13 protein-coding genes and 1 pseudogene are annotated in these 12,747 nt (G+C 66.1%); 11 read left to right on the top strand and 3 right to left on the bottom strand.

All coding sequences use genetic code 11. The features are described from left to right. The 3 genes from groL to D779_RS03540 all read right to left on the bottom strand — a co-directional run. Positions 1–1,199, bottom strand: a 1,199-nt coding sequence (gene groL, locus D779_RS03550) for a chaperonin GroEL (protein ID WP_043749522.1), incomplete at its 3' end; no start/stop codon positions are given. Between the two features lie 74 nt (positions 1,200–1,273). Continuing rightward, positions 1,274–1,564, bottom strand: a complete 291-nt coding sequence (gene groES, locus D779_RS03545; protein ID WP_043749452.1) for a co-chaperone GroES — start codon at positions 1,562–1,564, stop codon at positions 1,274–1,276. 346 nt (positions 1,565–1,910) lie between these two features. After that, positions 1,911–2,336, bottom strand: a complete 426-nt coding sequence (locus D779_RS03540; protein WP_043749519.1) for an FxsA family protein — start codon at positions 2,334–2,336, stop codon at positions 1,911–1,913. A 299-nt stretch (positions 2,337–2,635) separates the two neighbouring features. On the opposite strand from D779_RS03540, the gene cutA reads away from it, so the two are divergent. The 11 genes and pseudogenes from cutA (at position 2,636) to purH (ending at position 12,733) form a co-directional block, all read left to right on the top strand. Continuing rightward, complete coding sequence (cutA, locus tag D779_RS03535; protein ID WP_043749448.1) at positions 2,636–2,959, top strand: divalent-cation tolerance protein CutA; 324 nt, start codon at positions 2,636–2,638, stop codon at positions 2,957–2,959. A gap of 101 nt (positions 2,960–3,060) precedes the next feature. Then, positions 3,061–5,346, top strand: coding sequence for a protein-disulfide reductase DsbD (dsbD, locus tag D779_RS03530; RefSeq protein ID WP_052347776.1), 2,286 nt, complete (start codon positions 3,061–3,063; stop codon positions 5,344–5,346). Beyond that, positions 5,343–5,927 (top strand): TlpA family protein disulfide reductase, encoded by a 585-nt coding sequence (locus tag D779_RS03525; RefSeq protein WP_043749445.1) that lies wholly within the window; start codon positions 5,343–5,345, stop codon positions 5,925–5,927. Before dsbD ends, D779_RS03525 begins: the two co-directional genes overlap by 4 nt. Positions 5,928–6,015: 88 nt before the next feature. Further along, a pseudogene (locus D779_RS22755) lies at positions 6,016–6,208 on the top strand (DUF1640 domain-containing protein); the annotation flags it as partial. A 141-nt stretch (positions 6,209–6,349) separates the two neighbouring features. Further along, complete coding sequence (gene aroQ / locus D779_RS03520) at positions 6,350–6,811, top strand: type II 3-dehydroquinate dehydratase (RefSeq protein ID WP_043749442.1); 462 nt, start codon at positions 6,350–6,352, stop codon at positions 6,809–6,811. A 2-nt stretch (positions 6,812–6,813) separates the two neighbouring features. Beyond that, positions 6,814–7,269: an acetyl-CoA carboxylase biotin carboxyl carrier protein gene (accB, locus tag D779_RS03515; protein WP_043749439.1), complete on the top strand. Its 456-nt coding sequence runs from the start codon at positions 6,814–6,816 to the stop codon at positions 7,267–7,269. Positions 7,270–7,399: 130 nt separating this feature from the next. Further along, complete coding sequence (accC, locus tag D779_RS03510; RefSeq protein WP_043749513.1) at positions 7,400–8,740, top strand: acetyl-CoA carboxylase biotin carboxylase subunit; 1,341 nt, start codon at positions 7,400–7,402, stop codon at positions 8,738–8,740. A gap of 1 nt (position 8,741) precedes the next feature. Next, the gene (gene prmA / locus D779_RS03505; RefSeq protein ID WP_043749437.1) at positions 8,742–9,626 is read left to right on the top strand and encodes a 50S ribosomal protein L11 methyltransferase; all 885 of its coding nucleotides are present in this window, start codon (positions 8,742–8,744) and stop codon (positions 9,624–9,626) included. A gap of 121 nt (positions 9,627–9,747) precedes the next feature. Next, positions 9,748–10,803 (top strand): tRNA dihydrouridine synthase DusB, encoded by a 1,056-nt coding sequence (gene dusB, locus D779_RS03500; protein WP_043749435.1) that lies wholly within the window; start codon positions 9,748–9,750, stop codon positions 10,801–10,803. Further along, positions 10,800–11,108 (top strand): helix-turn-helix domain-containing protein, encoded by a 309-nt coding sequence (locus tag D779_RS03495; protein ID WP_043749432.1) that lies wholly within the window; start codon positions 10,800–10,802, stop codon positions 11,106–11,108. The genes dusB and D779_RS03495 overlap by 4 nt, the downstream gene beginning before the upstream one ends. Positions 11,109–11,173: 65 nt before the next feature. After that, positions 11,174–12,733: a bifunctional phosphoribosylaminoimidazolecarboxamide formyltransferase/IMP cyclohydrolase gene (gene purH, locus D779_RS03490; RefSeq protein WP_043749430.1), complete on the top strand. Its 1,560-nt coding sequence runs from the start codon at positions 11,174–11,176 to the stop codon at positions 12,731–12,733. Positions 12,734–12,747: the final 14 nt, after the last annotated feature.

Raw genomic sequence — 12,747 nt, 5'->3', positions numbered from 1 at the left:
AGGGCGTCCTCGACGCGCGCCTTCTTCTCCTTCATCTCGATCTCGGTGGCGGCGCCGACCTTGATCACGGCCACGCCGCCGGCCAGCTTGGCGAGACGCTCCTGGAGCTTCTCGCGGTCGTAGTCGGAGCTGGTCTCCTCGACCTGGGCGCGGATCTGCTCGCAGCGGGCCTTGATATCCTGCTCGGAGCCGGCGCCGTCGATGATGGTGGTCTCGTCCTTGCCGACCTGGATCTTCTTGGCGGTACCCAGATCGTTGAGGGTGGCCTTCTCCAGCGACAGACCCACCTCTTCGGAGATGACGGTGGCGCCGGTCAGGATGGCGATATCCTGCAGCATGGCCTTGCGACGGTCACCGAAGCCCGGAGCCTTGACGGCGCAGACCTTGACGATGCCGCGGATGGTGTTGACGACCAGGGTCGCCAGGGCCTCGCCCTCGACGTCCTCGGCGATGATCAGCAGCGGACGGCTGGCCTTGGCGACGGCCTCGAGCACGGGCAGCAGATCGCGGATGTTCGAGATCTTCTTGTCGAACAGCAGGATGTAGGGCGCGTCGAGCTCGGCGCTCTGGCTCTGCTGGTTGTTGATGAAGTAGGGCGACAGATAGCCGCGATCGAACTGCATGCCTTCGACGACGTCCAGCTCGTTGTTCAGGGAGGTGCCGTCCTCGACGGTGATGACGCCTTCCTTGCCGACCTTCTCCATCGCCTCGGCGATGATGTTGCCGATCGACTCGTCGGAGTTGGCCGAGATGGTGCCGACCTGGGCGATGGCCTTGGACTCGGTGCAGGGCTTGGACAGGCTGCGCAGCTCGGCGGTAGCCGCCTCGACCGCCTTGTCGATACCGCGCTTGAGGTCCATGGGGTTCATGCCGGCGGCGACTGCCTTCAGACCCTCGCGGACCATGGCCTGGGCGAGAACGGTCGCGGTGGTGGTACCGTCACCGGCGATGTCGGAGGTCTTGGAGGCGACTTCCTTGACCATCTGGGCGCCCATGTTCTCGAACTTGTCGCTCAGCTCGACTTCCTTCGCGACGGAGACGCCGTCCTTGGTGACGGTCGGCGCGCCGAAGGACTTCTCCAGCACCACGTTGCGGCCCTTGGGGCCCAGGGTGACCTTGACGGCGTTGGCGAGAACATTGACACCTTCCATCATGCGGGCACGGGCGTCGCCGCCGAACTTCACGTCTTTTGCGCTCATTCTCTGATTACCTCGGTTGAATTCTTGATCTGTGGGAATAACTGGTCGGTGAGATGCAGACCGGGCGGAGGGGCTCAGCCCTCGACGACACCCATGATGTCTTCTTCACGCATCACCAGGAACTCCTGACCGTCGAGCTTGACCTCGGTGCCGGAATACTTGCCGAAGAGAACGCGGTCGCCGACCTTGACGTCGAGCGGACGAGCCTCGCCGCTGTCGAGGATCTTGCCGTTGCCGACGGCGACGATCTCGCCCTGGATCGGCTTTTCGGTCGCGGAATCGGGGATCACGATGCCACCGGCGGTCGTGCGCTCTTCTTCCATGCGACGGACAACGACGCGGTCGTGCAAAGGACGGATGTTCATGAAGAATCTCCTCGCTTGGTTGAGAAGTGATGGATGAGTGCCGAGATACGAGACTGGCTGCCCGGCCTGTTAGCACTCACTGGAAATGAGTGCTAATGGTAGAGCCAAATATTCAGCTGTCAAGGCTTGAGTCGAGGAGCGAGGCACGCGAGGGATGGACGGAAGAGACGTGGGACGACACCGGCTGGCGATTCAGCCCGACCAGACAGTCGCCGTCACAGGAGCGGGCCGAACCGGCGGACGATGCCGAGCCCCCATCGACAGGGAGCGCAACCGACATCGACCGTCTCACATGAGCGATCGCGCCGCCAAGAGCGGGCAGCCTCGAACGGCGGGATTCGCGTCATCAGTCCTCGCGGCGATAGTCGCCCTCGATGACGCGAGGCCCTTGACCAGCGGGCTGACCGGGGTGCCCCTGTGCGGGGACGACGCGAACGAAGCGCGACACCATCCAGCGACGGAACGGAGGCACGAGCAGCAGGAAACCCAGTCCATCGGTCAGAAAGCCCGGCAGCAGCAGAAAGAGTCCGGCCACCAGGATGAGGGCGCCGTCCAGCATCTCCAAGGCGGGAACCTCGCCACGGTCCATCACCTCGCGGACACGCATCAAAAGACCGAACCCCTGGAGGCGCACCAGCCAGGTTCCGATGATGGCGGTGAGGATGGAGAGCGCGATCGTGGGCAAGGCCCCGATCTCGTCCCCGACCTGGATCAGGAAATAGAGCTCGATCAGCGGCAGGCCGATGAACAGGGATAGGATGATGAGGGGCATGAAGGTCTCTCTCGGCGCATTCGCCGGCGCAGTTCTTCCGGAGCCGGTATCGCCCCGCTCGGCCAGCCATGTTCGGCGGCTCGGTCGCGGCACCGGCTCGACGCATCTTTGAACCTGAAACATACCGGTCCGGCCTGATAAAGTCCAAGCCGAGAGACCCCGAGGGCGAATTCCAGTCGAATCGGGACGCGAAATGAAACCTCGGGATGCGATCGCCATCAAACCCCTGATCGATGCCACTCGACCCGAGACCCCAAGAGCTCGGGGCCATCGCGAGGCCCCGTGCGAGGATCCCGACCATGCATTCACGACATCGTCTGCTGCTCTGCACCTGCCCCGACCCGGAAACGGCCCAGGCACTGGCCGAGCGGCTGGTCGACGAACGGCTGGCCGCCTGCGTCAACATCCTTCCGGGCATCCGTTCAGTTTACCGCTGGGAGGACGCGGTCCAGCAGGACAGCGAAACGCTGCTGCTCGTCAAGACGGGCGCCGAACGCGTCTCCGAACTCATCGAGCGGCTGCGCGAGTTGCATCCCTACGAGGTGCCCGAGATCATCGCGCTTCCGATCACCGAAGGACTTTCCGACTATCTGAGCTGGGTGGATGCATGCACATCTTCGTGAAATCACGGAACAGAGACCTGGAACCCCATGCCGAGGACGAGTTCGCCCTCCGACACCATCGGCCGCGCACCTGGTCCTCCGTCCTAATCCTGCTATTGGCGATGCTGGCGCAGCCGGCGCTCGCCGACGATGAATTCCTCCAGCCCGATCAGGCGTTCAAGCCATCGGTTCAGGTGCTCGGACCGGACACCATTCAGGTCCGTTGGGACATCGCCGAGGGCTATTACCTCTACCAGAGCAAATTCCGCGTCGAGTCCGAGAGTGTCGGCATCGAACTCGGCCGCCCCCAGCTTCCCGAAGCAGAAATCAAGCAGGACGAATTCTTCGGCGCCGTCCCCATCTATCACGACAGCGTCGCCATTCGCGTCCCCGTCGACCGAGAGGCCGGCGCCGGAGACCGGCTCGAGCTCGAACTGACCTCTCAGGGCTGCGCCGAGGCCGGACTCTGCTATCCGCCTCACCGCCGGACACTGTCGGTCGACCTGCCGCCCATGGCCGACTCGACAGCCGCGTCCGGCCCCACCGCAGACCCGGTTCCGCCCGATCACGAGCCGGCCAGGGTCTCAGATGCGCTCGGACTGCAGGACTCCTTCGGCATATCCAGCGAGGACGAACTGCTGACCGCGGAAGAGGCATTCCGCTTCCAGGCCGAGGTCGCCGCGCCGGACCGTATCCAATTGACCTGGGACATCGCCCCCGGCACCTACCTCTATCGTCACTTGGTCCAGATCGGCCTCGAAGCCTCCGACGGCGTCCGACTCGGCGTCTTCGAGCTGCCCGAGGGTGAGACCAAGGAGGACGCGGTACTGCCGGACGGCAGCCTCGGCGACATCCAGGTCTACCACGGCCGGGTGGATATGACACTGCCCCTCCTGCGCGAGATCCGAGAGCCGACCCGGATCACGCTGATCGCCAGATACCAGGGCTGCGCGGAACTCGGCATCTGCTATCCGCCCCAGACCCAACGGGTGCAGCTCGATCTGCCGGCGGCCGACGTCACCGCGCCGGCCATGACCGCAACGCCCGACGCCGCTCGGACGACCGCGACGCGCACCCCCGAACCGAGCACCGTACCCCCTGCGTCCGAACAGGACCGAATCGCCGCCGTCCTCGCCGGAGGCAGCCTCTGGGTCATCGTCGCGGCCTTCTTCGGTTTCGGACTGCTGCTCGCCTTCACGCCCTGCGTCTTCCCCATGATCCCCATCCTCTCGGGCATCATCGCCGGTCACGGGGACCGGATCACGACCGGCAAGGCCTTCGTGCTCTCGCTCGTCTACGTTCTAGCCATGGCGCTGACCTATACGATCGCCGGCGTCCTGGCGGGTCTGTTCGGCGCCAATCTGCAGGCACTGTTCCAGGATCCCTGGATCCTCTCGTCGTTCGCGCTGGTGTTCGTGCTGCTGGCGCTCTCCATGTTCGGCTTCTACGACCTGCAGCTGCCCTCGAGCCTGCAGACCCGCCTGGCCGCGATCAGCAACCGCCAGCAGGGCGGCACACTCATCGGGGTGGCCATCATGGGCCTGCTTTCGGCACTCATCGTCGGACCCTGCGTCGCGCCGCCGCTGTTCGGTGCGCTCATCTACATCAGCCAGACCGGCGATGCGCTGCTCGGCGGACTCGCGCTCTTCGCGCTGAGCCTCGGCATGGGCGCACCGCTCATCGCCATCGGCACCTCGGCCGGCAAGCTGCTGCCCCGCGCCGGGGTCTGGATGGATGCCGTGAAGGCGGTCTTCGGGGTCGCACTGCTCGGCGTCGCCATCCTGCTGCTCGAACGCATCCTGCCGCCCGCCATCGCTATGGCGCTCTGGGGGCTGCTGGCCATCTGCTCGGCGGTCTATCTCGGGGCGCTCAGCCACCTTCCGCACGACAGCGGAGGCTGGGCCAAGCTATGGAAGGGACTCGGCGTCGCCCTGCTCGTCTATGGCGCCCTCATGCTGGTGGGCGCCGCCGCTGGCGGCAAGGACACGATCCAACCGCTGCGCGGACTTGTGGCGGGCACGCTCGCGCCGAGCGCCGAGCATGCCTCGTTCGCGCGCATCAAGACGACCGAGGATCTGGAGCGCGCCCTCGCCGAGGCGCGCGCGGCCGGCCGGCCCACGATGCTGGATTTCTATGCCGACTGGTGCGTCTCCTGCAAGGAGATGGAACGCTACACCTTCAGCGATCCGGCCGTGACGACCGAGATGGCGCGCTTCAGCCTGCTGCAGGCCGACGTGACCGCCAACGACGCGGCGGATCGCGCCCTCATGCAGGAGCGGTTCGGCATCCCCGGACCGCCGGCCATCCTCTTCTTCGATACCAGCGGTTCCGAGCAGGTCCACCTCCGGCTGGTGGGCTTCAAGCCCGCGGAGGAGTTCGCGGCCCATCTTCGGAGGATCCAGCCATGAAGCCGATCAAGGTCGTCCTGGTCACCTTTCTGGCCGGAGGCATCAGCATCGGTGCCGCCATCTTCGGCCAGCAATGGCTGGGCGAGAGCCCGCTGGTCGAAGGGCTCGCGGACCGCAGCCGAAACCGTCTCGACACCCTGCCCGACTTCCGCCTGACCGACCTCGACGGACGCGAGGTCCCGAGCAACGCCTGGGCCGGAAAGGTGCTGGTCCTCAGCTACTGGGCCCCCTGGTGCCCCGCCTGCCTGGAGGAGTTGCCGCTCTTCGTCGGCACCCAGGAGGCGCTCGGGGATTCGGGCGTGCAGTTCGTGGGCATCGCGGTGGACCGCCCCCAGGACGTCCGAGACTTCGTCGCGGAGCACCCCATCAATTATCCTCTGCTCATCGCCGATCCCGAGGTGATCGAGCTCTCCAAACGGCTCGGCAACCGGCTCGAGGGGCTGCCCTTCACCATCGTCTTCGATCGCCGCGGCCGGCGGGTCTTCAGTCAGCTCGGCCCCATGACCGAAGCCGAACTGAACGAACAGCTCGCCCCCCTGATCGCCCCATCCACCCTGCTGTCGTACAAGGCCCTCGACTGAGACCGACCGAGCCCTCGCTGCACACTGGTTGCGAGGACTCCGCGGACTTATTCGAGAATCCAAGCCATCCGCTGATGAGAACCGACATATGAGTTCAGTCGTCGAACTGTACGATGCGCTGACCTCGGCCCCGGACGATCGCGCACGCGCACGGGTGATCGCCGAGGCGTTCGAGCGCCTGGAAGATCGCTACCCGCACCTGCCGAACCTGGCCACCCAAGGGCACGTCCGCGAATCCGAGTTGCGATTGCAGAAAGAGATCGAGCAGGTACGAGCCGAGTCAAGATCAGGTCATCCGTCCGTCCTACTCTGCGACTGGACAATATCCCGCGAATTCCGGACAATTCGACGCGATTTGCCGCCGATTCCGACCGGACTGGCAAGCCCCGAAATCGACTACCGTCTGGAAGGCAATTGGCGCCATGGCCTCGATCCTGGTCCTCAACGGACCCAATCTCAATCTGCTCGGCACCCGGGAACCCGGAGTCTATGGCCGCACGACCCTGGCGGACATCCAGCGCGATCTGGAGTCGACCGCGCGGTCCGAAGGTCATGAACTCGAGTTCCTACAGAGCAACGCCGAGCATGTCCTGATCGAGGCCATCCATCGCGCCCCGCAGAGCGGGGTGGATTTCATCATCATCAATCCGGCGGCCTTCACCCATACCAGCGTCGCCTTGCGCGACGCCCTGCTTGGCGTGGCGATCCCCTTCATCGAGGTGCACATCTCGAACGTGCACGCCCGCGAGCCGTTTCGCGCCCATTCCTATTTCTCCGATATCGCGGTGGGCGTGATCTGCGGGCTCGGGGTCCAGGGATACGCACTGGCGCTACGCGCCGCGCTCAGCCGACTGGCGCAAGACCACACGAACGAGAACAAGTGACAATGGATATCCGCAAGGTTAAGAAGTTGATCGAGCTGTTGGAGCAATCCGACGTCGCCGAGATCGAGATCCACGAGGGCGAGGAGTCGGTGCGCATCAGCCGACACGGCAGCTCCAGCATGCCGTTCTACATGCCGCAGGCCATGCCGACCGCGGCCGCCCCAACAGCGCCGACGGTGGTGACCGCCGCAGAACCCGAGACAGAGGACGAAGACGAACTCCTTGGCGAGATCGTGCGCTCGCCCATGGTCGGAACCTTCTATCGCGCCCCGGCGCCCGGCTCCAAGCCATTCGTCGAGGAAGGACAGTCGGTCAAGTCCGGCGATACGCTCTGCATCATCGAGGCCATGAAGATCCTCAACCAGATCGAGTGCGAGCAGGCGGGCACGGTCAAGCGCATCCTGGTCGAGAACGGTCAGCCGGTCGAGTACAACCAGCCGTTGTTCGTGATCGAATGACCCGCGCGCGCTCCCCCGAGAGGCGTCCGAGCGCGTCGCGCCACCGCGTCCGGCCCGAGGGGCGCCCGACAGGGCGCCGGGCCGATCCAATCTGCCGTCCCCAACCGAAGACACTCCCATCATGGCTGCAATGATCGAGAAGGTTCTGATCGCCAATCGGGGCGAGATCGCACTGCGCATCCTGCGCGCCTGCCGCGAGCTCGGGATCAAGACCGTCGCCGTCCATTCCGAGGCCGACCGCGACCTGAAACACGTGCTGCTGGCGGACGAGTCGGTCTGCATCGGACCCGCCCCAGCGATGCAGAGCTACCTGAACGTACCGGCCCTCATCAGCGCGGCCGAGGTCACGGACACGGTCGCCATCCACCCCGGCTACGGCTTCCTGTCCGAGAACGCCGACTTCGCCGAGCGCGTCGAGCGTTCCGGATTCATCTTCATCGGACCGCGCCCAGAGACCATCCGCATGATGGGCGACAAGGTCTCGGCCATCGCCGCCATGAAGGCGGCCGGCGTACCCTGCGTGCCCGGCTCGGACGGGCCGGTCGACGACAACAAGAAGCGCACCCTGGAACTGGCGCGCGAGATCGGCTACCCGATCATGATCAAGGCGTCCGGCGGCGGCGGCGGCCGCGGCATGCGCGTGGTGCATTCCGAGGCGACCCTGCTCAACGCCATCTCCCTGACCAAGGCGGAGGCGGCGGCGGCCTTCAACAACGACATGGTCTACATGGAGAAGTACCTGGAGAACCCGCGCCACGTCGAGTTCCAGGTCCTCGCCGATCAGATGGGCAACGCCATCCATCTCGGCGAGCGCGACTGCTCCATGCAGCGTCGCCATCAGAAGGTGCTGGAGGAGGCCCCCGCCCCAGGCATCACCGAGGAACAGCGCCAGGAGATCGGCGAACGCTGCGCGGCGGCCTGCCGCAGCATCGGCTATCGCGGCGCCGGGACCTTCGAGTTCCTCTACGAGAACGGGCACTTCTACTTCATCGAGATGAACACCCGCGTCCAGGTCGAGCATCCGGTCACCGAGATGGTCACGGGCGTCGACATCCTCAAGGAGCAGATCCTGATCGCCGCCGGCGAGCCGCTGCGCTATCAGCAGCAGGACATCCAGATGCGCGGTCATGCCATCGAGTGCCGCATCAACGCCGAGGACTCGGAGACCTTCATGCCGAGCCCGGGCAAGATCACCGAGTTCCATGCCCCGGGCGGACCGGGCGTGCGGGTCGAGACCCACATCTATTCCGGCTACACGGTGCCCTGTCACTACGACTCCATGATCGGCAAGCTGATCACCCATGGCGAGGACCGCGAGGCCGCGGTCGCCCGCATGTGCAACGCCCTGCGCGAGACCGTGATCGACGGCATCAACACCAACATCAAGCTCCAGCGCTCCATCCTGCGCGACGGCGCCTTCCTGGCCGGCGGGGCGAACATCCACTATCTCGAAAAGAAGCTCGGGATGTAACGTGCCCTGGTTGCAGCTCTCATTCGATGTCCCGCGCGCCGAGGCGGAGACCTATTCGCTGAACCTGGAGATGGCCGGTGCGCTCTCGGTCACGCTCGGGGACGCCGGGGACGAGCCCCAGCTCGAGCCCGGCCCGGGCGAGACCCCGCTCTGGTCCCAGGTGACGCTCACGGCCCTGTTCGAGAGCGACCCGGAGAACCAGGCGCTGGTCGAGCGTCTGGCCGCCAGCCTCGCCGAGCGACTGGAGACGCCGCCGCGCATCGAGCGGATCGAGGACCAGGTCTGGGAACGCGTCTGGATGGACAGCTTCAGGCCGACCCGCTTCGGCCGGCGCCTCTGGGTCTGTCCGCACGGACAGCCGCCGGACGCCGAGGATGCGGTGGTGGTGGATCTGGATCCTGGTCTGGCCTTCGGCACCGGGCATCACGCCACCACGGCGCTCTGTCTCGAATGGCTAGACGGTGCCGACCTCGCCGGCAAGACCGTCCTGGATTTCGGCTGCGGCTCGGGCATCCTCGCCATCGCCGCGCTCAAGCTGGGTGCCGAGCGCGCCATCGCCGTCGACCACGACCAGCAGGCCCTGGACGCCACCCATGACAATGCCGCGGCCAACGGGGTCTCCGAGCGTCTCGAGGTCTATCTCCCCGAGGAGGCACCCAAACAATCGGTGGACTGCGTGCTGGCCAACATCCTCGCCGGTCCTCTGGTGAGCCTGGCCCCGACCCTGATCGCCCGCCTGCAACCGGGCGCCGACCTGGTGCTTTCGGGCGTCCTGGCCGATCAGGTCGAGGGCGTCCGCGCCGCCTACGCCGACCGGATCCAGCTCAAGCCCACGCGGCTACGCGAGGACTGGGCGCTGATCTGCGGACGACGTCCCCGCACCTGATCCACGCCCCGGGCTGGTCGCCATCCCCATCCGTCGCGGTCGACTCGACCGCGACCGCACTCTAGGTCATCATAGACTTTCGTCATCCTAGAGAAACAATCCAACCCTCTCTCGCTCTCCCGTGGCCGAATCCCCTACCCCGCTCCTCCGCCCCTTCAGCATCGGCCCCTACAGGCTCGCCAACAACCTGATCCTGGCCCCGATGGCCGGCATCACCGACCGCCCCTACCGGGCGATCTGCCGCCGCATGGGCGCCGGCCTCGCCGTCGCCGAGATGGTGTCGTCCAACACCACGCTCTGGGGCCAGCGCAAGTCGCTCAAACGGCTCGACTACGACGGCGAGGAGGGTCCGGTCTCGGCCCAGATCCTCGGCTCCGACCCGGCCGAGATGGCCGAGGCGGCACGGATCAACATCGACCTCGGGGCCGACATCCTCGACATCAACATGGGCTGTCCGGCGAAGAAGGTCTGCAAGGTGGCAGCGGGATCGGCGCTGCTGCGCGACGAACGGCTGATCGGGCGCATCCTGGAGGCCGTGGTCGGCGCCGTCTCGGCCCCCGTGACGCTCAAGATCCGCACCGGCTGGTCGCCCGAGAGCCGCAACGCGGTGCGCGTCGCCGAGATCGCGCGCGACTGCGGGATCGCGGCACTCACGGTGCACGGACGCACCCGGGCCTGCAGCTACGGGATCGCGGCCGAATACGACAGCATCCGGGCGATTCGCGAGCGGGTCGCGATCCCGCTGATCGCCAACGGCGACATCGCCAGCCCCGAACGGGCGCGTCACGTTCTGGACTACACGGGCGCCGATGCTATCATGATCGGACGCGCGGCCCAGGGACGCCCCTGGATCTTTCGCGACATCGCCGCCGACCTGGCCTCGGACGCCCCCGCTCCGGGGACAACGGGTCGTGGAATCCACCGCCCGGATCGGATTCCATCCGCGAGCTGGATCAGAGACATCCTGACGGAGCACCTCGAGGCGCTCTATCTGTTCTACGGTCCCCATGGCGGCGTTCGCATCGCGCGCAAGCACATCGCCTGGTACTGCCGCCACCTGCCCGGTGCGGCGAGCTTTAGAGAAGACATCAACCGAACGGAGACCCCGTCCGACCAAGTGTCGCGGGTTCTCGCGTTCTTCGATCAATGCCCCGACACGGAGACGAAAGCAGCATGAAGACAGCGGCTGCACATGACGCATCGCCACACGAATCGACGGGGCTCCAGATCCTGGAAGCGAATCGCGCCGACCCGCTGGCGCTCTGCGTGCGCAACGCACTCAAGTTCTATCTCGAGAACATGGCGGATCACGAGGTGACCGGGCTCTACAGCCTGGTCATGGAGGAGGTCGAGCGCCCCCTCTTCGAGACCGTCCTCCATCACACCAACGGCAATTTGAGCCATGCCTCGAGGATGCTCGGAATGACGCGCAGCACCCTGCGCAAGCGACTCACCGATTACGGAATCGACCGCGATTTCTGAGCGCAAGCTCCTCCCCGAGTACAAGCACCCTACCCCTCGAGCACAGAGAACCCGGACCACAGAAGATGCAAGCCATTCAACGCGCTCTGATCAGCGTTTCCGACAAGACCGGCCTGGTCGACTTCGCCAAGGAACTCGCCGCACGCGGCGTCGAGATCCTCTCCACCGGCGGCACCGCCCGCCTGCTCGCCGACCAGGGGATCCCGGTGATCGAGGTCTCCGACTTCACCGGCTTCCCGGAAATGATGGACGGACGCGTCAAGACGCTGCATCCGCGCATCCACGGCGGCATCCTCGGGCGTCGCGGCGTCGACGACCAGGTGATGGCCGACAACCAGATTCAGCCGATCGACCTAGTGGTGGTCAATCTCTACCCCTTCGAGCAGACGGTCGCCAACCCGGACTGCGACCTGCCGACCGCGATCGAGAACATCGACATCGGCGGCCCCACATTGCTGCGCGCAGCCGCCAAGAACCACGCCAGCGTGACCGTGGTGGTGGACGCCTCGGACTATCCGCGCGTCCTGGCCGAGATGGCCGAGAGCGGCGGCGTGAGCGACGCGACCCGCTTCGACCTGGCGGCCAAGGTCTTCGAGCACACCGCCCGCTACGACGGCGCCATCGCCAACTATCTGGGCGCGCGCGCCGAGGGCGAGTCCGACGCCGGCTTCCCGCGCGTCCTCAGTCTCCAATTCAAGCGCAAGCAATCGATGCGCTACGGCGAGAATCCGCACCAGAACGCCGCCTTCTACGTCGAGCGCGCGATCGAGGAGGCCGGCATCGCGACCGCCGAGCAGATCCAGGGCAAGGAGCTCTCCTACAACAACATCGCCGACACCGACGCCGCGCTCGAATGCGTCAAGCAGTTCGACGAGGCCCCGGCCTGCGTCATCGTCAAGCACGCCAATCCCTGCGGCGTCGCCTTCGGCGCCGATCTGCTGGAGGCCTACGACCGCGCCTATTCGACGGATCCGGAGTCGGCCTTCGGCGGCATCATCGCCTTCAACCGCGCGCTCGACGCCGAGACCGCGAGCGCCATCGTCGAGCGCCAGTTCGTCGAGGTGATCATCGCGCCCAGCATCTCGGACGCGGCCCGCGAGGTGGTGGCGGCCAAGAAGAACGTGCGTCTGCTCGCCTGCGGCGACTGGGCCAGCGAGTCCATCCATCGCTTCGACTTCAAGCGGGTCAACGGCGGTCTCCTGGTCCAGGACGCCGATCTGCGCCTCACCGGCGACGTACGGGTGGTGACCGAGCGCGAGCCCACGCCCGAGCAGATGGACGACCTGCTCTTCACCTGGCGGGTGGCCAAGTTCGTCAAGTCCAACGCCATCGTCTACGGCCGTGAGCGCATGACCGTCGGGGTCGGCGCCGGACAGATGAGCCGGGTCAACTCGGCGCGCATCGCCCGCATCAAGGCCGAGCAAGCGGGCCTGGTCGTGGCCGGCTCGGTGATGGCCTCCGACGCCTTCTTCCCCTTCCGCGACGGCATCGATCAAGCGGCGGAGGCCGGCATCACGGCGGTCATCCAGCCCGGCGGTTCGATGCGCGACGAAGAGGTCATCGCCGCCGCCAACGAGCACGGCATGGCCATGGTCTTCACCGGCATGCGTCACTTCCGTCATTGAGAGCGGCCAGCTTC

The sequence above is a fragment of the Imhoffiella purpurea genome, from assembly GCF_000585215.1.
Taxonomy (GTDB): domain Bacteria; phylum Pseudomonadota; class Gammaproteobacteria; order Chromatiales; family Chromatiaceae; genus Imhoffiella; species Imhoffiella purpurea.
This window is presented reverse-complemented; position numbering and strand designations above follow the sequence as displayed.

What these genes read in the sequence shown, in the direction of transcription:
- groES (WP_043749452.1), bottom strand. Translation starts at nt 1,564, where the DNA reads ATGAACATCCGTCCTTTGCACGACCGCGTCGTTGTCCGTCGCATGGAA.
- D779_RS03540 (WP_043749519.1), bottom strand. Translation starts at nt 2,336, where the DNA reads ATGCCCCTCATCATCCTATCCCTGTTCATCGGCCTGCCGCTGATCGAG.
- cutA (WP_043749448.1), top strand. Translation starts at nt 2,636, where the DNA reads ATGCATTCACGACATCGTCTGCTGCTCTGCACCTGCCCCGACCCGGAA.
- dsbD (WP_052347776.1), top strand. Translation starts at nt 3,061, where the DNA reads ATGCTGGCGCAGCCGGCGCTCGCCGACGATGAATTCCTCCAGCCCGAT.
- D779_RS03525 (WP_043749445.1), top strand. Translation starts at nt 5,343, where the DNA reads ATGAAGCCGATCAAGGTCGTCCTGGTCACCTTTCTGGCCGGAGGCATC.
- aroQ (WP_043749442.1), top strand. Translation starts at nt 6,350, where the DNA reads ATGGCCTCGATCCTGGTCCTCAACGGACCCAATCTCAATCTGCTCGGC.
- accB (WP_043749439.1), top strand. Translation starts at nt 6,814, where the DNA reads ATGGATATCCGCAAGGTTAAGAAGTTGATCGAGCTGTTGGAGCAATCC.
- accC (WP_043749513.1), top strand. Translation starts at nt 7,400, where the DNA reads ATGATCGAGAAGGTTCTGATCGCCAATCGGGGCGAGATCGCACTGCGC.
- D779_RS03495 (WP_043749432.1), top strand. Translation starts at nt 10,800, where the DNA reads ATGAAGACAGCGGCTGCACATGACGCATCGCCACACGAATCGACGGGG.
- purH (WP_043749430.1), top strand. Translation starts at nt 11,174, where the DNA reads ATGCAAGCCATTCAACGCGCTCTGATCAGCGTTTCCGACAAGACCGGC.